Origin of the sequence: Rhodococcus sp. IEGM 1241, from assembly GCF_033142365.1 — a bacterium.
Taxonomy (GTDB): Bacteria; Actinomycetota; Actinomycetes; order Mycobacteriales; family Mycobacteriaceae; genus Rhodococcus_F; species Rhodococcus_F erythropolis.
The window spans coordinates 1093465-1114169 of record NZ_JAWLSE010000002.1 but is presented as its reverse complement, the minus strand read 5'-3'; the positions used below and the strand labels follow the sequence as shown (position 1 = coordinate 1114169).

The window sequence follows — 20705 nt, the reverse complement described above, 5'->3', positions numbered from 1 at the left end:
CCGAACCGCACCGCGATCCGATCACCAAACCGCGCAGCAGCATCATCGAACCACGCCGACAACGTCGAATCCACACCACGATCGATCTGGCCAGCACTGAAGCGGGACAGCAGGTTTCGTTCACCATCGGCCAAGATGTCAACGTCACCCACCGCTACGGTGGGATCAGCAGTCACCGCACGGAAGGTCCGTACCAGCCGATCACCGAATTCCACAACGGTCGACTCGTCGAACAGATCCGTCGCATACGTCAAAGAGGCGGACATTCCGGCGGGTGCGCCGGCCTCGTCGGTTCGTTCGGTCAGGGTCAACTGGAGGTCGAATTTCGCCAACGCAAGATCGGCACTTTCGATCGACACTTCGAGGTCGCCCAGTTCGAGCGTTGTCTGTTCGTGGTTCTGGAACGTCAACGCCACCTGAAACAGCGGATGACGAGCCTGCGAACGAACCGGATCGAGAACCTCCACCACACGCTCGAACGGAACATCCGCATGCGCGAACGCCTGCAGATCCACTTCACGCGCCGAAGCCAACAGATCCGTGAACGACATCGACGGATCAACCTCGGTACGCAACACCAAAGTGTTGACGAACATACCGATCAGATCGTCGAGCTGCGCCTCACCGCGACCCGCGATCGGTGTACCGATCGCGATGTCGGTTGTTGCGGACAAACGAGAAAGTACGACGGCGAGCGCTGCGTGAACAACCATGAACGGTGTCGAGTTACTGCTGTGCGCAATCGAATTGACAGCTCCGTGCAGAGTGGCGTCGATATCGAACTCGACCTCGGCTCCGCGCCCTGAAGCGACCTCGGGACGCGGACGATCACCAGGCAGATCCAACTGCTCCGGAAGATCAGCCAACGCACCCGACCAGAACGCAATCTGCTTCGCGATCACGGACTGCGGATCCTCCTCGGACCCGAGAACCTCACGCTGCCACAACGAGTAATCGGCGTACTGCACCGGCAACGGCGTCCAAGCCGGCACGGACGCTCGTGTACGTGCTTCGTAGGCAACCATCACGTCGCGGGTCAACGGGCCCATCGAGAAACCGTCGGTCGAGATGTGATGCACCACGAACACCAGGACGTATTCGCTGTCGCCGACTTTGAAGAGCTTGGCGCGCAACGGGACTTCAGACGTCACGTCGAAGCCGACCGTCGCCAGCTCTGCGACGCCTGCAGCCAGGCGATCTTCCGTGATCGACACGGGGCTGAGATCGACAACAACGTCTCGAACGTCACGGATTTCCTGGTACCCGACGCCGTCGACGTCCGGATACAGCGTCCGCAGTGATTCGTGTCGGCCCACGACATCGATCACGGCAGCGTTGAGAGCTGCCACATCGAGGGCGCCCGAAATCCTGATCGCCGCCGGAACGTTGTTCACTGCCGACGCGGGTTCGAACCTGTTCAGGAACCACATGCGCTGCTGCGCCAACGAAAGTGGGATCCGAGCGGGCCGGGACTGCGGGATCAGTGGGGCCGTGGCACCCGAACCGGCGTGCAGCTCGAGCCGGAGGGCGAGTGACTGCACGGTCGACGCTTCGAAGAGCGCACGAACCGGAACGCTTGTGTCAAGCGCCTCCCCCAGCCGTGCGGCGACACGGGTCGCGATCAGCGAGTTGCCTCCGAGCTCGAAGAAGTCGTCGTCGCGGCCAACCTGTGCGACTCCGAGAACTTCGGAGAACACCTGCGCGACAGTCTCTTCGACGGTCGTGATCGGCGCCTGATACACCTTCGACTCGAACACGGGCGATGGCAGAGCTTTGATGTCCGTCTTGCCCGCGGTGGTCAACGGAATCGAATCGAGCACCAGGACCGAGTCGGGAACCATGTAGCCGGTGAGGAACGTCGACACCGACTCGATGACCTGTGCGGGATCCACCTCGGCGCCGGCCTGTGGCACCACGTATGCAACGAGGCGATCGCCGAAGTGATCGTCGGAGCGTACAAGAGCAACAGCTTGCGCAACGCCCGCGCATCGGGTCAGTGCGGCCTCGATTTCGCCGAGTTCGATACGGAACCCACGGATCTTGACCTGGAAGTCGCTGCGGCCCACGTACTCCACCGCGCCACCGTCGATCCACCGGACCACGTCACCCGTGCGGTACAACCGCTCTCCCGGCGCCCCGAACGGGTCTGCGACAAAACGACCCGCCGTCAATGCCGGCTGTCCCAGGTATCCACGAGCGACCTGAACACCCGACACGTACAACTCACCTGCGACACCAACCGGCACAGGCTGCAAGCGGCCGTCCAAGATCCGCGCGGCCATACCTCGAATCGGGCCGCCGATGTTCATACGATCAAACGCGGTCAGCGTATCGCTGATGTTCGAGGCGACTGTCGACTCCGTCGGACCGTACGCATTGAAGAATCCACGCACACCGCCATCCGGAAGCGGCACCGCCCACTTGGCAACGAGAGACCGCGAACTGGCTTCGCCACCGACGACAACCACCCGCAACGCGTCAATCCCGCTCGGATCCACTGATGCCAGCGCAGCGGGCGTCACGAACGCATGCGTCACGCCCTCCGAGCGCAAGATCTCGGCCAGTTCCGCGCCGCCGTACACCGTCGTCGGCGCAATCACCATCGTCGACGCGGATCCGAATGCCATCAGCAACTCGAGGACAGACGCATCGAAACTCGGCGAGGCGAAATGCAGCGTCCGAGCATCCGCGGTCAGCGCATAGCGCTCGACCTGCTCGGCACAGAAATTCGCCACACCGGCGTTGGTGACCACAACGCCCTTGGGCAGACCTGTGGTGCCGGACGTGTAGATGACGTACGCAGGCTGCCGCTCGTCGATCGCACTACGTCGATCCGAATCACTCACCGGCGCGCAAGATTCTGCCGCGCACGCCGCCACTGTCTTCTCGTCGTCGAGAACAACCCACGTCAACGCCGACGGCAATCCTGCCTCGACGTCACTGAGCGCAAGACCCAGCACCGCACCGGAATCGGAGATCATGTGGGCGATACGGTCAACCGGATACGTCGGGTCGACGGGCACGAATGCAGCACCCGTTTTCACCACTGCCCACAGAGCGAGAACCGAATCGGCCGAACGCGGAATCGCGATCGCGACCCGATCCTCCGGCCCGACGCCCTTCTCAATCAGAACACGAGCGAGTCGCGACGAACGCTCGTCGAGTTCGCGGTAGCTGATCGACTGACCGTCGAAGCGAATCGCATCCGCCGACGGATCCACAGCGGCCGCAGCTGTGAGAATCTCGACCAGGGTTCCCGAGACCGACTGACCTCCATGAACATCGGCCAGCACACCCCGCTCGGCCGCATCGAGAATATCGATGTCACCGACGACAACCGAAGGAACCGACACGACAGTCTCGAGGATACGAACCAGACGCCGAGCAAACCCCTCGACCGTCGACACGTCGAACAGATCTGCAGCAAAAGTGAATTCGGCCGAGAGCCCTTGCTGGATCCCATCTTCGCCGATCGACTCGGTTACCGCCAGTTCGAGGTCGAACTTCGCAGTGGTCGTGTCGATTTCGGCGGCCTTGATCGCCAGTCCCGGCAGTTCCAATGCAGTTTGCGCGAGATTCTGCAAGGACAAGACGACCTGGAACAGCGGATGTCTGGCCTGCGACCGGGCGGGAGCCAAGACGTCCACCAACCGCTCGAAGGGCACGTCCGAGTGAGCGAACGCTCCGAGCGCAGAATCACTCGCCGCAGCCAGCAGATCGGTGAATGCCTGGGCCTGGTCGACCTCGGTGCGCAGAACAAGCGTGTTGACGAACATACCGACGAGATCGTCGAGCGCCTCGTCGCCGCGACCGGCAACGGGGGTGCCCACGGCGATGTCCGAGGTCCCGCTCAGTCGGGCCATCAGAACCGCAAGCGCCGAGTGCAACGCCATGAAGAGCGTTGCGTTGTTCTCCCGTGCCAGCGCGTCCAATCGACGGTGCACATCCCCGGAGATCTCGAACGCGAATCGCTCGCCGCGCATCGACGCCACATCAGGCCGAGACCGGTCCGACGGAAGCTCGATCACATCCGGTAGGTCTGCCAGAGTCTCGGTCCAGTACGAGATCTGCTGCGAGATCAGTGATTCCGAGTCGTCTTCCGACCCCAGAACCTCACGCTGCCACAACGAATAGTCGGCGTACTGCACAGTCAACGGCTGCCACGCCGGCGCGATCGCGTCCTTGCGTGCCGAGTAGGCAATCATGACATCGCGTGCCAGGGGCGCCATCGACCAACCGTCAGCGGCGATGTGATGAACCACGATCGCGAGGGTGTGCTCGGTGTCGCTGACCGTCAACAGGCGGACACGGATCGGCACGTCGACGGTGACGTCGATCGCTGAGGATCCGATTGCAGCGACTCGACTTTCGAGCTCATCCTGATCCGAAACCGACTCCACGGTCAGTCCGCCGAACGCCTCCGAAAGCGACAGAATCGACTGCTTCGGTCCGGAAGCCCCGTCCGGATATACCGTTCGGAGCACTTCATGCCGGGCCAGTACGTCCTCGAGCGCAGTTTCCATCGCGGCAGTATCGAGATGGCCAGTCAGGTGCAGAGCAAAAGTGATGTTGTAAGCAGCTGAATCGGTGTCGAAGCGGTTCAGGAACCACATGCGCTGCTGCGCCAGCGACAACGGAATTTCCGCGGGACGCACCTGTGCGACGAGCGCCTTCTGCCCGCCGCTACCTACGTGCGACTCGATGTGTGCGGCGAGCGCCTCGACGGTGGAAACGTCGAATAGCGTTCGCACCGGCACCGTAGTGTCGAGCGCCCGCCCCAATCGGGAGGTGACCTGAGTAGCCACCAGGGAGTTGCCACCGAGTTCAAAGAAGTCGTCGTCGAGGCCGACTCGTTCCACTCCGACAACATCCGCAATCACCTGCGCGACAATCTCTTCCACCGGCGTGGTGGGTGCACGAAACTCGCGGACCTCGAAAACAGGCTCCGGCAAAGCCCGGCGATCCAATTTGCCCACCGGGGTCAACGGAACCTCAGCGAGTTCCATGATGACGGACGGAACCATGTAGCTCGGCAGAGCCTCCGCCACGAACGAGGCGAGCACGTCCCGATCGAAACTCGACCCGTCAGCCAGTTCGACGTAGGAAACGAGGGTTGTGACACCCGCCGCGCCTTCGCTTCCGACTGTCACCGCGAAGCGCACAGACTCGTGCGAGGACAGAACTGCGTCGATCTCACCGAGTTCGATACGGAATCCGCGAACCTTGACCTGGAAGTCACTGCGGCCGACGTATTCGAGGACCCCCGCGTCACCGCGCGCGTCTCCGCCGGTCCAGCGCACGACATCGCCGGTCCGGTACATTCGCTCGCCGTCCGGCGAATACGGGTTGGCAACAAACCGTTCCGCAGAAAGACCTCGCCGCTCGTGGTAGCCGCGAGCCAATGCAGCGCCCGCAAAGTAGAGCTCTCCCCTGGTACCGACTGGAACAGGATGCAGACGCTCGTCGAGTACCAGTGCCGACATGCCCTCGACGGGACGCCCGATGTCGATCGATCGGCCGATCGCGAGATCGCCGAACGACGAGATGATCGTGGTCTCGGTCGGACCGTACCCATTGAAGTAGGCGCGCCCTGGGGCCCATTTCGCCAGCAACTCGGGAGTGGTCACGTCACCGCCGACGGAGACGACTCGCAATTCAGGCAGCTCTGCCGGCTCCATGGTCCCGAGTACTGCGGGAGTGATGATCGCGTGTGTGACCTTCTCGGAATGAAGAAGATCCGACAACTCGTGTCCACCGATAATTGTCGAGGGAACGATCACCAAAGTTGCACCCGCAGAGAAGGCGACCATCCATTCCAGTACCGACGGGTCGAAGCTCGGTGAACAGATATGGAGGAAGCGTGAGGACTGTTCTACCTCGTAGCGACGCTGTGCTGCGTCTCTGACCCCACGGAGACCACCGTGAGTGACGCTGACACCCTTCGGTTTTCCCGTGGAACCGGATGTGTAAATGACATATGCAACGTGAGAACTGTGAATCGGAGCGATTCGGTCCTCGTCCGTGACCGGCGCTGAAGATTGCGTCGACAGTTCTCCGTTCAGCGCCTGGCCGTCAAAGACCAACCATTCTGTGACCGCAGGAAGCTGATCTACGAACTGTCCCGACGTGAGTCCGATCGCGGCCGAAGAATCGGCCAGCATGTGCCGGACACGATCTTCCGGATAGCTCGGGTCGACTGGGACGTATGCCGCCCCTGACTTCGCCACCGCCCATACTGCACAGACCATCTCGTACGAGCGAGGAAAGGCGAGAGCAACAATGGTCTCGGGGCCGGCGCCCCGTCCGATCAGAACCCGTGCGAGCTTCGACGACTGCTCATCGAGCTCGCGGTAGGTGATCGATCGACCCTCGAAGCGAACAGCAACCGAATCCGCCTCAGCCGTGCCGGCCAGGAAGATGTCGACGAGACTCTGCCGGGGCATCGTGTCATCCGCAGCTACGACCGTCAGATCGGTGCGCTCGGAGCGTGAGAGCAGGTCGATATCGCCGACGATCGTTTCAGGTCGGGTAGCCACGGCATCGAGAATGCGCACGAACCGAGTAGCGAAAGTGTTCACCGTGGCCGGATCGAACAAGTCCGTGGCGTAGGTGAAGGTGGCACTCAAGACATCCGCGTCTTCGGTTCCTTCGGGATTCTCGGACACCATGAGTTCGAGATCGAATTTGGCGACCGGTACTTCCAATTCAGCTGCAACTGCTTTGACACCTGAGAATTCCAGTTCGCGTCGTCCACTGATCTCCGCAGTGAGCGCAACCTGGAACAGCGGGTGTCGAGCCTGCGAACGCGCCGGACTCAGGACTTCGACCAACCGCTCGAACGGCACATCGGCATGCCCGTAGGCAGACAAGCCCGATTCCCTTACCCGAGCGAGCAACTCTTCGAATCGTTCGTTCGGATCGACCTCGGTGCGAAGCACCAGGGTGTTCACGAACATGCCGATCACGTCGTTGAGCGCTTGATCGCCTCGCCCGCCGATCGGGGCACCGATCGCGATGTCGGAGGTACCACTGAGCCGGCTCAACAGCGTTGCATATGCCGCCTGCAACACCATGAACAGCGAGACGCTCCTCGAGCGCGCCAACTCGTTCAACTTGCGCGTCGTGCGTTCGCTGATCTGAAAATGGTGCTTGGCACCGTGATTGGACGCGATGGCAGGACGAGGTCGGTCGGTCGGCAGATCCAACTGATCCGGCAAATCGGCAAGTGCCCGGCGCCAGAAGTTGATCTGGCGAGACGACTCCGAGCGCGGGTCTTCGTCGGATCCCAGTGCTTCGCGCTGCCACAGGGCGTAATCGGCATACTGAATCGGCAGCGGCGTCCACGCCGGCGCAGACTTCTCACTTCGCGCCGAGTATGCGACGAGAAGGTCACGTGCGAGCGGACGGAACGACAGTCCGTCTGCAGCGATGTGATGGAGAACCATCACCAGGACGTAGTCCGTCGGAGACACCTCGAAGAGGGCAACCCGTACCGGGATTTCGAGCGTCACGTCGAAGCCGCGAGACGCCACGTCGAACAGCGCCGCGTCGAGATGCGAATTCCGAATCTTGACCGGATTCAACTCCACCGCAGCCCGATCGACCGGCAGAACCAGCTGTTGCGCGGTTCCGTCGACATCAGGGTAGATCGTCCGCAAGGACTCGTGTCGCTCGAGAAGATCCATCACCGCGGCATGCAGGGCGGACGGGTCCACCGAACCGGTGAGCCGGACCGTGAACGGAAGGTTGTACGCCGGCGTCGACGAATCGAGACGGTTGATGAACCACATGCGCTGCTGTGCAAGCGAGAGCGGAACAACCTGGGGACGAGGCTTGGCGATCAGCGGGGTGAGCTGCCGCGCGTTACCCGCCACAGACTCGGCGCGGGCCGCCAAGGTAGCGACCGTGGTGGACTCGAAAAGCTCTCGAACGCCGAGTTGCACTCCCAAGGCGGAACCCACGCGGGTCACCAATTGTGTTGCAACCAGCGAGTTTCCACCGAGTTCAAAGAAGTCGTCGTCGATACCGACGCGCTCGACACCGAGAACGTCGGCAAAGACGTCAGCGACAACCCGCTCGATTTCGGTGCGGGGCTCGCGGTACTGCTTCGCACTCGCGAACACCGGCTCGGGCAACCCGGCACGATCCAATTTGCCACTCGTGTTGAGCGGCAACGCATCGAGCACCATCAACGCGGCCGGAACCATGTACGAAGGGAGGCTTCGACCGGCGAACTCACTGAGCACCGCAGCATCGATGTTTCGGCCCGGGCCCGGCACGACGTAGCCGACCAATTGATCACCGGTCGGGGTGACGGTCACCAAGACAACAGCCTGGGAAACGTTGGGGTGTGCCAGAAGGACGGTCTCGATTTCGCCGAGCTCGATGCGCTGCCCACGGAACTTCACCTGGAAGTCGGTACGCCCGATGTAGTCGAGGTTTCCGTCCTCACGGCGGCGGACGAGGTCGCCGGTCCGGTACATACGCTCACCGGCCGTGCCGTACGGATTGGCTACGAACCGATCCGAGCTCAGGTCCGGTCGACCAACGTATCCGCGCGCGAGTTGAACGCCGGCGAGATAGAGCTCACCCGGCTGCCCGATGGGGGTCGGGCGAAGTTGTCCGTCCAGTACGTGCGCCTGAGTGTTCCACTGCGGCATACCGATCGGCACGGAAGTAGTATCCGTGGCCACGGCCTCGTAGTACGTGACCGACACCGCGGCTTCGGTCGGACCGTACAGGTTGTGCAGTCCGGCTCCACAGAGTTCGCGGAAGGCGGAAGACGTCTCGGGCGGGAGCGCCTCGCCGATGACGAACACGTGGCGCAACGAATCACAAGATCCGGCAGGTGCATTCGCAGTGAACAGCGTGAGCATGGATGGCACGAAGTCGGTGATCGTGACGCCGAGCTCCGCGATCTTGTTCGCCACGTAGATCGGGTCTCGATGACCGTCCGGAATCGCGACGACGAGCGTGGCGCCGACCTGCAACGGCATGAAGAATCCCCACAGGGACACGTCGAATGTCGTAGCGGTCTTCTGCAGGTAGATGTCCGACGCCGAAAGCCCGTACTCGGCGTTCATCCACTGAAGCTGATTGTTGATCGCCGCGTGAGTGACCGCGACACCCTTGGGTCGACCGGTCGAACCCGAGGTGTAGATCACGTAGGCAGTGTTCGAGAAATGCAAGGGAGACAGGCGATCTGCGTTGACGATCGGCCTGCTGTCGAGCTGCCCATAGTCCAGCGTGTCGATCTCGATGACCCGTGTGCCCGAGGGCAGATCCACGTCGTCCCGCGCAGTGGTCACAACACACGTGGGCTGCGCCGACTCGAGAATGTAGGCGGTGCGTTCCGCTGGGTGGTCGGGATCCACCGGCACCCAGGCTCCGCCGGCCTTGGCAATCGCGTACAGACCGACCATCAAGTCCAAAGACCTGCGGATCGACAGTCCTACAAGCGATTCGGGCCCAACACCCATGGCGATGAGTTGACGAGCCAAACCATTTGCGCGAGAGTCGAATTCGGCGTATGTGAGGCTGGCGCCTTCGAAAACGACAGCGGTGGCATCGGGAGTTCTCTCGACCTGAAGCTCGAATGCTTCGGTGATGGTCTGCGAGGCAACGTGGAAGCCGGTGCGGTTCCACAAGGCAACCTTGTTTCGCTCCTCGTCGGTTGCGACAGGAAGATCCCAGACCTTGCGGCTCGTTTCGGCCGAGACGAACTTCTCGAGAAACTCCACGAACCGCGAGTGATTTCGCTGGGCGTCCGCGGGCGCGTACAGATTGGGATTCGACTCGAAATCGATGTGCGTACGGGTGTCGCCGACGCTCTGGTACAGGTTGACACCGAGGTCTTCGATCAAACCCGTGGACAGGATATGAAGCTCGCCGACAAGGGGCCCGAACGCCAACTCGGTGGAAAACATCATGATGTTGATCCACGGGCCGAAGAATCCGCCCCGGCCCGGCCCGTCACCGCCGCGAACCATGTCCTCGTGTCGGTATCGCTGGTGGCGCAGTGCGCCGGACATTTCGTTCCTGACGTCGTCCAGAAGCTCCTGGACGGTGGTGTCCGCAGTGACGGTCAGTCGCAGCGGCACGACGTTGGAGACCATGCCTCCGGATCGACGCAGCACGGCTGTCGTTCGACCGGAAACGGGCAGACTCAGCGACACGTCCTCTCGCCCGGTCATCTGAGCGAGGTACGCCGCAAACGCCGCGACGACAGTGCCGGCAACAGTGGTCTTCTCTACGCGCTCGAGGAACCGCCCGAGCAGAGCCTCGACGTGGTTGGACAGCGCTGCACTGTCGATCCGACTGACTGGAGCAGGCGCGGCACTTCGACCCGCGAGGCTCGAGATCTCGTCGAGATTCTCGATCTTGTCTGCCCAGTACTTGCGATCGGTTTCGAAACGACTCGACTGGCGGTACTTGTTGTCCACCTCGTAGACGTTCCGGAGATCGGAGGCCTCACTCGGCTCCGGATCCCGGCCCTCCACGCGCGCCGAGTACAGCTCCGCCACACGAGTGACGAACGTCGACGCACCGAAACCGTCGAGAATTGTGTGGTGGACCCGCGTGTACCAGTAGTAGCGGTTCTCGCCGAGGCGCAGGATCGTGGCAGAGATCAGTCGGTCCGTAAGCATGTCGATCGGCCGACTGCGATCTGCTCGCATCCACCGCATGGCGGCGTCGTGCGAGTCGTCTTCACTACGAAGATCGACGTAGCCGACTGAATCATCGAGTGTGGGGTCGATGATCTGGTACGGCTGGGCATCGATCTCGAAGATCCGCACGAAGGCCGACCCGATTTCGCGACCGGCGTCTGCACAGGCCTGGCGAAGGGCGTCAAGCTCCAGAGCACCACGGAGTTCGACGTACTGGGCGATGTTGACCGGTACTGCGGGATCAAGGTGCTGCGCGAACCACATACCGAGCTGGGCCGCCGAAAGTGGGAATGCGTCTGATCGCTGAACGTCTTCCGGCGAGCTGCCGACCTCCGGCTTGCCGCTCCCCAGTTCTCCGTTACCCAGCGAATTCACGCCCACAGCCTCTCTTCCACACCATTGCGCACCCGTGCGAGCCGAACGTCCGATTCGCAGCAGCTACCGACCTCATCCAACCTCGACGAGCCAGAACCACCCATTGTCTCCGATACATAGGTGACAAGAGAAATCCATACCCCGGTGTATCGACGGTTTTGCTGCAATTCGTTACAAATCGCCCAGCTCATCTACCCCCCGATCGCATTGCCGAAACGCACGGTTCAGACACTGTGCGCGACATCTCCACCCCTGGAACAATCAATTTGCTGCCGACGATCTGCACCCCCATCCACATCAGTCACCTCGGACAATTTACAGGCCCCTCAGCTACTTGGTGCCCGAGCTCGAACCAGATTCGACAGTCGCTGATCGAGACTATCTGTACACGCCGACAGACCGACGAAAGAACGCGCCGACCAGCGGTCGGCGCGTTCTTTCGATTGAAGGTACGAAGCTTCAGGAAAAACCCACACCAGTCACACTCTTCAGGTGTTCACTGGTGACACCTGGAGCCAGCTCCACAAGCTCCAGCCCGTCCGCGGTGACGTCCAGCACTGCCAGGTCGGTGATGATCCGGTGGACGACGCCCTGCCCGGTAAGCGGCAGGGTGCACGCCTCGACGATCTTGGGGTTTCCGTCGCGATCGGTGTGCTCCATCACGACGATGACGCGGCGGGCACCGTGGACCAGGTCCATCGCCCCGCCCATGCCCTTGACCATCTTGCCGGGGACCATCCAGTTGGCGAGGTCTCCGGTCTTCGACACCTGCATCCCGCCGAGCACCGCGGTGTCGATGTGGCCGCCGCGGATCATCCCGAACGAGAGGGCCGAGTCGAAGAACGCGGCACCAGGATTGACGGTGACGGTTTCTTTACCTGCATTGATGAGGTCGGCATCGACCTGATCATCGGTCGGATACGGTCCGGTACCGAGGATGCCGTTCTCGCTGTGCAGGACCACCTTGACGCCCTCGGGCAAGTAACTGGGGATCAGCGTCGGCAGGCCGATGCCGAGGTTGACGTACTCACCCGGCCGCATCTCGGCAGCAGCGCGAGCGGCCATCTCGTGGCGGGTCCAACCGATACGAGTTTCCTCTGCGCTGCTCACTTGGTACCCCCTGAGACGGTCCGCTTCTCGATCCGCTTCTCCTGTGGGCCTGTGTGCACGACCCGCGCGACGAACACACCAGGTAGGTGCACGTGTGCGGGGTCGATGTCGCCCGGCTCGACGAGGTTCTCCACCTGCGCGATGGTGATCCGGCCGGCCATGGCAGCAAGCGGGTTGAAGTTCATCGCCGTCTTGTTGAAGACGAGATTTCCTTCGGTGTCGCCGTAGTCCGCGTGCACGAGCGCGAAGTCAGCGGTGATCGCCTCTTCCAATACATACGTGCGGCCACCGAACACTGCCGTCGCCTTCGGTGGCGACGCCACGGCGATCGAACCGTCCGGGTTGTATCGCCACGGCAAGCCGCCCTCGGCGATCGGTGTGCCGACGCCGGCCGGAGTGTAGAACGCCGGGATGCCGGTACCGCCAGCTCGCAGCCGCTCGGCCAGCGTCCCCTGCGGCGTCAACTCCACTTCGAGCTCACCGGCGAGATACTGGCGGGCGAACTCCTTGTTCTCCCCCACGTACGACGCCGTCACCCTGGCGATCCGGTGCGCGCCGAGCAGAATGCCGAGACCGTAGTCGTCGACACCGCAGTTGTTGGAGAACACCTCGAGATCGGTGGCGTCGCCGTCCGCGATCGCCGCGATCAGTGCGTCGGGAATACCGCACAGCCCGAAGCCGCCCACTGCGAGCCTGGATCCGCTCGCGATGTCGGCAACTGCCTCAGCTGCCGTATTCACGACTTTGCTCATCCGTTAGTTCTCCTTCTGCTGAAAGATTCCGGCTCGGTGAAGAAGCTTCTCGGCGTGACGAAGAACGGGAGCGTCGACCATCTTGCCCTCGAACGCGAACACACCACGTTCAGTAGACACCGCGGCAAGCACTCGTGTGGCCCAGTCGATCTCTTTTTCCGAAGGTGCGAAGGCACCACGGATGACCTCGACCTGACTCGGGTGGATCGCAACCTTCACGTCGAAGCCGACTGCGACAGCATCAGCGGACTCGACGCCCAGGCCGACGAGGTCCTTGATGTCGAGATAAACGGAATCGACAGCCAACCGGCCGTAGCTCTTCGCAGCCAGGAGAGACGTCGATCGGACGTGCTTGGCAACGTCGCGGTACGAACCGTTCGGGTGCCTGCTCGAGTTACCGCCGAGACCGGCCACAAGATCCTCGGCTCCCCACATGACACCGATGGCGTTCGCAGCAAGCGCGATGTCGGCCACGGCGAGGGCTCCTCGCGGGGACTCGACGAGTGCAACCACGTCCGCCGGTGCGAGCGAGAGGACGTCCTCGGCCGATTCGCACTTGGACAGCATGAGACGCGAATAGTGTGTGCCGTCCAGCGCGATCAGATCGAGTTCGTGATCAGGCGTACCGACCGGATTGACGCGCACAATCGCCCGGTCCGGATCGAGAGGAGTGTCGATCAGGGCTGCACGTGCGGCTTCTTTGTCGGCCGGAGCCACCCCGTCTTCGAGATCGAGGATCACGACGTCGGCAACGGCGGCCGCCTTCGCGTAGCGCTCGGGACGATCCGCCGGGCAGAACAACCAGGCCGGCCCCGGTGGCGTCCACGTCATGAGGACACCTCGGCCGGGCGGAGCTGCACCAACGTCTTGCGCGTGGCCAGTGCGACGACATCGCCGTGCTGGTTGCGCCCGGTGTGCACGAGCGTCACGATGCCTTCGCCCGGACGGCTCTTCGACTCACGCTTGTCCGCGATGAGCGTCTCGGCGTACAGGGTGTCCCCGTGAAAGAGCGGCTTCGGGAAGCTGATCTCGGAGAAACCGAGGTTGGCGACGATGGTGCCCTGCGTCAACTGCGCGACCGAGAGGCCGACGATGGTCGACAGGGTGAACATCGAATTGACCAGCCGCACACCGAATTGAGTGCCTTCGCTGTACGCAGCATCGAGATGCAGCGCCTGCGTGTTCATCGTCAGAGTCGTGAACAGTACGTTGTCAGCCTCGGTCACCGTCCGGCCTGGGCGATGCTCGTAGATCGCGCCGACCTCGAACTCCTCGAACCAGAGCCCGCGCTGAGTGATCTTCTTGGGGTTCGTCACAACCCTGCCTCACGAGCGATGAGCATCAACTGCACCTCGGTCGTTCCCTCACCGATTTCGAGGATCTTGCTGTCACGGTAGTGGCGCGCGACGGCGTACTCGTTCATGAAGCCGTATCCGCCGTGGATCTGGGTGGCGTCGCGGGCGTTGTCCATGGCAGCTTCGGAAGAAATCAGCTTGGCGATGGACGCCTGCTTCTTGAACGGCTTGCCCGACAACATGAGTGCGGCCGCGTCGTAGTACGCGGTACGTGCGACGTGGGCACGAGCCTCCATACGCGCGATCTTGAACGCAATGGCCTGGTTGTGTCCGATGGGCCGACCGAACGCCTCGCGCTCCTTCGCGTACTTGATCGACTCGTCGACGCAGCCCTGGGCGGCACCGACGCTCAACGCGGAAATAGCGATGCGGCCTTCGTCGAGGATGCGCAGGAAGTTCGCGTAGCCGCGGCCACGCTCACCGAGCAGATTCTCTTCGGGGACACGAACATCGGCGAACGTGAGCGGATGGGTGTCGGATGCGTTCCAACCGACCTTGTTGTACGCGGGCTCGGCCGTGAAGCCGGGCGTCGTGGTCGGCACGAGGATCGTCGAGATCTCCTTCTTGCCGCCGTCCTTGACACCCGTGACCGCGGTGACCGTCACGAGCTTGGTGATGTCGGTGCCCGAGTTGGTGATGAACTGCTTGTTGCCGTTGATGATCCACTCACCGCTGTCGAACTTCGCGGTGGTCTTGGTGCCGCCGGCGTCGCTACCCGCACCCGGCTCGGTCAGGCCGAAAGCAGCCAACGACTTTCCGCTGGTGAGCTGCGGAAGCCACTCTTCCTTCTGCGCCTCGTTACCGAAACGGTAGATCGGCATGGCACCAAGGGACACACCAGCTTCGAGAGTGATCGCGACGCTCTGGTCGACCTTGCCCAGCTCTTCGAGCGCCAGGCAGAGTGCGAAGTAGTCGCCGCCCATTCCGCCGTACTCCTCGGGAAACGGCAGGCCGAACAGTCCCATGTCAGCCATCCCGGCCACTACCTCGTACGGGAAGGTGTGGTTGGCGTCGTGCTCGGCAGCAACCGGTGCCACTACGGTCTTCGCGAAATCCGCAACCGTCTTGGCGAGCTGCTGGTATTCGTCCGGAAGCGCTCCGGTGGCAAGGTAATCGGACATCAGGCGTCTTCCTTCTGCGTCGTGTTCTCGGTCTTTACTTCTGCAGTCTCTTCGTCCGCGACAGGTACCACGCGGGCCAGAACCTGATCCACCATCACCTGATCGCCCTGACGGACAAGCACTTCCACGATCCCGTCGATCGGGGACGTCAAGGAGTGCTCCATCTTCATGGCCTCGACCACGACGAGTGGTTGTCCCGCGCTCACTGCCCCGCCGTTCTCGACGTTGACTGCGATGACGGCACCGGGCATGGGGCTGGCGATTTCGGCGTCACCGGCATGCTTGTCCTCACCGCGAACGCTGACTTCGGCAACCTCGCGCACGTGCCAGGTTCCGCCGCCTGCCAGCCACAGACCACCATCGGTCTCGGCGACGACAAACGTGCGTCGACGTCCGTCGATCACCACCGCCAGTTCGGATCCCGTCAGGGTCGCGCTGAATGCGCGCGGCTGTGAACCTTCGACCTCGACCTTTGCAGCCGCGGGAACGCCGACGATCGCAACGTGCGCCGTTCGGGTGCCGGCGGAGAGCCTGATGCTGGTCGGAGCGGGAGTTCCGACGCGCCACCCACTCGGGACATCCCAGGGATCAACGGATTCCGAAGTTGTCCACCGCGAGAGCCAACGATACGCCGCGGCAGCAATGAGCACCTCGTCCGAGGCGTCGGCTGCGACAAAGTCTTCGACGCGACGATCGAGCAGACCGGTGTCGAGGTTGCCCGCGATCACATCCGGATCAGCGAGGAGGAACCGTGCGAACTCGATGTTGGTCACGACTCCGAGCACTGCGGTGTCACCGAGTGCGCGATCGAGCTTGCGCAGTGCGCCCGCGCGGTCGGGAGCATGGGCGATGACCTTGCTGAGCATCGGGTCGTAGTCACTGCCGACGACGGTGCCCGCGAGCAGTCCGGAATCGACGCGCACGCCGGAACCTGACGGCTCGACCAGATCGACGACGCGGCCGCCGGTCGGCAGGAACCCACGGCCCGGATCCTCCGCGTACACACGAGCTTCGATAGCGTGCCCGGTCAGCGTGATGTCACTCTGGGAGAAGGCCAACTTCTCCCCTGCTGCCACACGAACCTGCCATTCGACCAGATCCAGTCCGGTCACCATTTCGGTAACGGGATGCTCGACCTGGAGGCGGGTGTTCATCTCCATGAAGAAGAACTCGTCCGGCTTGTCGGCGGAGACGATGAACTCGACAGTGCCGGCGCCGGTGTAATCGACGCTTCGAGCGGTGTTGCACGCTGCCGCGCCGATCCGGTCACGGGTCACCTGATCGAGCAGCGGCGACGGAGCCTCTTCGATGACCTTCTGGTGACGCCGCTGCAGGCTGCATTCGCGCTCACCCAGGTGAACGACGTTGCCGTGCTGGTCGGCGAGAACCTGGACCTCGATGTGCCGGGGCCGCAGGACGAATCGCTCGAGGAACAGGGTGTCGTCGCCGAACGACGACGCGGCCTCACGGCGGGCACTGCGAAGAGCCTCGGCCAGATTGGCCGGATCCTCGACCAGACGCATTCCCTTACCACCGCCACCTGCCGAAGGCTTGACCAACACCGGGTAGCCGATGTCCTCGGCCGCTGCGATCAGTTCTTCGTCGGTCAGATTCGGGCGAGCGATACCCGGGACCACCGGCACGTCGAACGCGGCAACCGCGTTCTTCGCGGTGATCTTGTCACCCATCACCTCGATGGCGTGCTCGGAGGGGCCGAGGAAGGCGATTCCGGCAGCCGCGCAAGCAGCCGAGAACGCCGAGTTCTCCGACAGGAAGCCGTAACCGGGGTGAATACCCTGAGCACCGGTGGACTTGGCAGCGTCGATCACCTTGTCGATGACGAGGTAGCTTTCACGCGCCGCGGCCGGTCCGATGTTGACGGCAGTGTCGGCCTCGCGGACGTGGCGAGCATTCGCGTCGGCGTCGCTGTAGACGGCGACGCTGCGAATTCCCAACTCACGCAACGTGCGGATCACGCGAACCGCGATCTCACCGCGGTTGGCCACGAGAACAGTATCGATAGTGCGCAACTCAGTCATTTCGCTCACATCCGGAAGACGCCGTAGGAGACCGGCTCGATCGGCGCGTTCGCGCACACCGAAAGGGCCAGGCCGAGAACAGTTCTGGTATCTGCAGGATCGATGACACCGTCATCCCACAGCCGCGCAGTGGAGTAGTACGGATTGCCCTGAGCCTCGTACTGCTCACGGATCGGCGCCTTGAACGACTCTTCGTCCTCGGCCGACCACGGATTACCCGCGCTGTCGAGCTGGTCACTACGAACCGTCGAGAGCACCGACGCGGCCTGCTCGCCGCCCATGACCGAGATGCGCGCGTTCGGCCACATCCACAGGAAGCGAGGTGAATACGCGCGTCCACACATGGAGTAGTTGCCGGCGCCGTACGAGCCGCCGATGACAACCGTCAGCTTGGGGACCCGTGCACACGCGACTGCCGTGACCATCTTGGCGCCATGCTTGGCGATGCCGCCGGCCTCGTAGTCGCGTCCCACCATGAAGCCCGCGATGTTCTGCAGGAACAGCAGCGGCACACTGCGCTTGTCGCACAGTTCGATGAAATGTGCTCCCTTCATGGCGGATTCGCCGAAGAGCACGCCGTTGTTGGCGATGATGCCGACCGGGTGGCCCTCGATGTGGGCGAAACCGGTGACGAGCGTCTTGCCGTATTCAGCCTTGAACTCCTGGAACGCGCCACCGTCAACGAGCTTGGTGATGACCTCGTGCACGTCGTACGGAGTACGAGGATCGGTCGGAACGACGTCGTACAGCTCGCTCTGATCGGCGACAGGCGGAACCGTGGAGATGACGTCCCACGGGCGCTCGGAACGGGGGCCGAGCGTGGCAATGATGTTGCGCACGATCCGAAGTGCGTCGCGGTCATCCTCGGCCAAGTGATCGGTGACGCCGGAAACCTTGGAGTGCAGGTCGCCGCCGCCGAGCTCTTCCGCCGTCACGATCTCACCGGTGGCAGCCTTCACCAGCGGCGGTCCGCCGAGGAAGATGGTGCCCTGGTTGCGGACGATCACTGCTTCGTCGCTCATCGCGGGCACGTAGGCGCCTCCCGCGGTGCACGAACCGAGAACCGCGGCGATCTGGGGAATCCCCTTGGCGCTCATGGTCGCCTGGTTGTAGAAGATCCGGCCGAAGTGCTCACGGTCCGGGAAGACCTCGTCCTGGCGCGGCAGGAAGGCGCCGCCGGAGTCGACGAGGTAGATGCAGGGAAGGTTGTTCTGCAGCGCAACTTCCTGCGCGCGCAGGTGCTTCTTCACCGTCATCGGGTAGTAAGTGCCGCCCTTGACCGTCGCGTCGTTGGCAACGATGACGCACTCCCGGCCCGACACACGGCCGATACCGGTGATGACGCCGGCGCCCGGGCACTCGTCGTCGTACAGGCCGTTGGCCGCCAGTGGGGACAGCTCGAGGAAGGGGCTGCCCTGGTCGAGCAGCGAGTCGACGCGATCTCGCGGCAGCAACTTCCCTCTGCTCACGTGACGCTCGCGAGAGCGCTCGTTGCCACCCAGCGCTGCTTGCGCCAGTTTCTTCTTCAGTTCGTCCACCAGAACGGTGTGATCGGACCGGTAGCCCGATCCTTGCGTGATTCCACTGGGAGTCATCCCGCCGCCTTCGCCATGAGTTAATGCTCGATAACTGAAACTAGATTAACTATGATTAACTGAGTTGTCCAGAACACAAGCGAAGAAAGATCGAGAGAATGACCTCTGAGCAGGTAGCAGCTCCGACGCGACGCGATCAGATGAAGGCCGACCGTCGACGTCAGCTCTTGGACGCCGCCGCACGGTTGATCGCCGAACGCGGATTCGTGAGTGTGCGACTCGAAGACCTCGGCGCGGCCGTCGGCATCAGCGGCCCGGCCGTGTACCGGCACTTTCCGAACAAGGACGCCGTCCTCGTGGAACTTCTCGTCGGCATCAGCACGCGCCTGCACGAAGGCGGCTCTGCGGCAGCGGAGGCAGCGGACTCACCGAGCGCTGCTCTCGACGCACTGGTGGAGTTCCACCTCGACTTCGCGCTCGGCGAGCCGGACCTGATCCGCATCCAGGACCGCGACCTCGAAAGCCTGCCGGCCGACGCGCGTCGACAGGTACGCCAGACGCAGCGCAAGTACGTCGAGGTCTGGGTCGGGGTGCTCGAGCAACTCGATCCCCAACTCGATCAGGCGGACGCACGAATCAAAGCGCATGCCACCTTCGGTCTGATCAACTCGACCCCTCACAGCGCCAACCCCGCTTCGCCGGCACGCGCGCGTCGAGTCCTGCGGGATATGACGCTCGCCGCACTGCGCACCCACTGAAACCGGACACGGCACAATCGGTGGCAGACTGGTTACACCAGCTAACAGATGAGGGTGCCGAACGTGGAAGACAGCAGTGGGGTCAGCAGGGCCGATTTCGCCGAACTGCGGACCGAGTTCTCCCGCTTCATGATGTTGTACCAATTCGGAATCTCCGAACTGATGACCAAGGTGAACATCCTCAAGGACGAGTTCACTCACATCAATCAGTACAGCCCCATCGAACACGTCACGTCACGGGTCAAGTCACCGGACAGCATCCTGCGAAAGGCTCAACGCCTGAACGTCCCGCTGACGATCGACGACATCTCGAAGAACATCTTCGACATCGCTGGAGTACGTATCACCTGCAGCTTCATTTCCGACACGTACCGAATCGCCGAGATGCTCACCAGCCAGACGGACCTTCGGGTGATCGAGCGCGAGGACTACATCGCCGATCCGAAACCCAACGGCTACAAGAGCTTGCACTTGATCGTCGAGGTCCCGGTTTTCATGAGTGACCGCGTCAGGCACGTACCGATCGAACTTCAGATCCGCACGATCGCGATGGATTTCTGGGCGAGCCTCGAACACAAGATCTACTACAAGTACAACCGCGAGGTTCCCGTCGAACTCCTCGACGAACTCACCGAGGCTGCAGCCGCGGCACACCGCCTGGACGTCAAGATGGAACGACTCAACGACGAGTTCGCCAAAATCAAAGCGCTACCGCATCCTGACGACGAAATCCTCGAGCAGGATCTGCCGGCGCAGTTCCTCGAGGCGCTGCATCTTCAGCGACGGGCGCTCTGAATTCGGTCCCCCTCCCCTGAGCGAACGCGCCTTTCGGCGCATCTGAGGCGACGAAAGTGCCGTTCGCTCACAACTGGGGTCGGACAACTAGGGCAAACAAAAAGAAGTGGGGGCCCCCCCCCCCCGGGGGGGGGGGCGGGGGGCACGGTGGGCGGGGGGGGGTTTGTTGGCCTCGGGGCGGGCGGGCCCCTCCGCGCC

The 20705-nt window shown here is 62.7% G+C and carries 10 protein-coding genes; 2 read left to right on the top strand and 8 right to left on the bottom strand.

The annotated features are described in order from the left end of the window. The 8 genes from R4P70_RS14925 to R4P70_RS14890 all read right to left on the bottom strand — a co-directional run. Positions 1 to 11042: non-ribosomal peptide synthetase (locus tag R4P70_RS14925; protein WP_317830946.1), on the bottom strand; the 11042-nt coding region annotated here is incomplete at its 3' end. 459 nt (positions 11043 to 11501) lie between these two features. Continuing rightward, on the bottom strand, positions 11502 to 12107 hold the full coding sequence (locus R4P70_RS14920) for a 3-oxoacid CoA-transferase subunit B (protein WP_174531772.1): 606 nt from the start codon (positions 12105 to 12107) through the stop codon (positions 11502 to 11504). A 41-nt stretch (positions 12108 to 12148) separates the two neighbouring features. Then, complete coding sequence (locus R4P70_RS14915; protein WP_007730192.1) at positions 12149 to 12904, bottom strand: CoA transferase subunit A; 756 nt, start codon at positions 12902 to 12904, stop codon at positions 12149 to 12151. 3 nt (positions 12905 to 12907) lie between these two features. After that, a complete protein-coding gene (locus R4P70_RS14910) occupies positions 12908 to 13735 on the bottom strand; it encodes an HpcH/HpaI aldolase/citrate lyase family protein (protein WP_283569183.1) in 828 nt (275 codons plus the stop codon). Further along, positions 13732 to 14220 carry a MaoC family dehydratase gene (locus R4P70_RS14905; protein WP_020969025.1) on the bottom strand — a complete coding sequence of 163 codons (489 nt, stop codon included), beginning with the start codon at positions 14218 to 14220 and terminating at the stop codon, positions 13732 to 13734. Before R4P70_RS14905 ends, R4P70_RS14910 begins: the two co-directional genes overlap by 4 nt. After that, the gene (locus tag R4P70_RS14900; protein ID WP_020906879.1) at positions 14217 to 15380 is read right to left on the bottom strand and encodes an acyl-CoA dehydrogenase family protein; all 1164 of its coding nucleotides are present in this window, start codon (positions 15378 to 15380) and stop codon (positions 14217 to 14219) included. Before R4P70_RS14900 ends, R4P70_RS14905 begins: the two co-directional genes overlap by 4 nt. Continuing rightward, positions 15380 to 17419: an acetyl/propionyl/methylcrotonyl-CoA carboxylase subunit alpha gene (locus tag R4P70_RS14895; protein ID WP_283569182.1), complete on the bottom strand. Its 2040-nt coding sequence runs from the start codon at positions 17417 to 17419 to the stop codon at positions 15380 to 15382. The genes R4P70_RS14900 and R4P70_RS14895 overlap by 1 nt, the downstream gene beginning before the upstream one ends. A gap of 5 nt (positions 17420 to 17424) precedes the next feature. After that, a complete protein-coding gene (locus R4P70_RS14890; protein ID WP_042453308.1) occupies positions 17425 to 19014 on the bottom strand; it encodes a carboxyl transferase domain-containing protein in 1590 nt (529 codons plus the stop codon). 98 nt (positions 19015 to 19112) lie between these two features. Between R4P70_RS14890 and R4P70_RS14885 the strand changes: the two genes are divergently transcribed. Together R4P70_RS14885 and R4P70_RS14880 are read left to right on the top strand one after the other, a co-directional pair. Next, positions 19113 to 19712 (top strand): TetR/AcrR family transcriptional regulator, encoded by a 600-nt coding sequence (locus tag R4P70_RS14885; RefSeq protein ID WP_003941968.1) that lies wholly within the window; start codon positions 19113 to 19115, stop codon positions 19710 to 19712. A 48-nt stretch (positions 19713 to 19760) separates the two neighbouring features. After that, complete coding sequence (locus R4P70_RS14880) at positions 19761 to 20507, top strand: GTP pyrophosphokinase family protein (protein WP_024487832.1); 747 nt, start codon at positions 19761 to 19763, stop codon at positions 20505 to 20507. Positions 20508 to 20705: the final 198 nt, after the last annotated feature.

Excerpts from the sequence above, each read along its gene's own strand:
- R4P70_RS14895 (WP_283569182.1), bottom strand. The coding sequence starts at position 17,419 with ATGACTGAGTTGCGCACTATCGATACTGTTCTCGTGGCCAACCGCGGT.
- R4P70_RS14885 (WP_003941968.1), top strand. The coding sequence starts at position 19,113 with ATGACCTCTGAGCAGGTAGCAGCTCCGACGCGACGCGATCAGATGAAG.
- R4P70_RS14880 (WP_024487832.1), top strand. The coding sequence starts at position 19,761 with ATGAGGGTGCCGAACGTGGAAGACAGCAGTGGGGTCAGCAGGGCCGAT.
- R4P70_RS14915 (WP_007730192.1), bottom strand. The coding sequence starts at position 12,904 with ATGAGCAAAGTCGTGAATACGGCAGCTGAGGCAGTTGCCGACATCGCG.
- R4P70_RS14920 (WP_174531772.1), bottom strand. The coding sequence starts at position 12,107 with ATGGCCGCTCGCGCTGCTGCCGAGATGCGGCCGGGTGAGTACGTCAAC.
- R4P70_RS14890 (WP_042453308.1), bottom strand. The coding sequence starts at position 19,014 with ATGACTCCCAGTGGAATCACGCAAGGATCGGGCTACCGGTCCGATCAC.
- R4P70_RS14900 (WP_020906879.1), bottom strand. The coding sequence starts at position 15,380 with ATGTCCGATTACCTTGCCACCGGAGCGCTTCCGGACGAATACCAGCAG.
- R4P70_RS14910 (WP_283569183.1), bottom strand. The coding sequence starts at position 13,735 with ATGACGTGGACGCCACCGGGGCCGGCCTGGTTGTTCTGCCCGGCGGAT.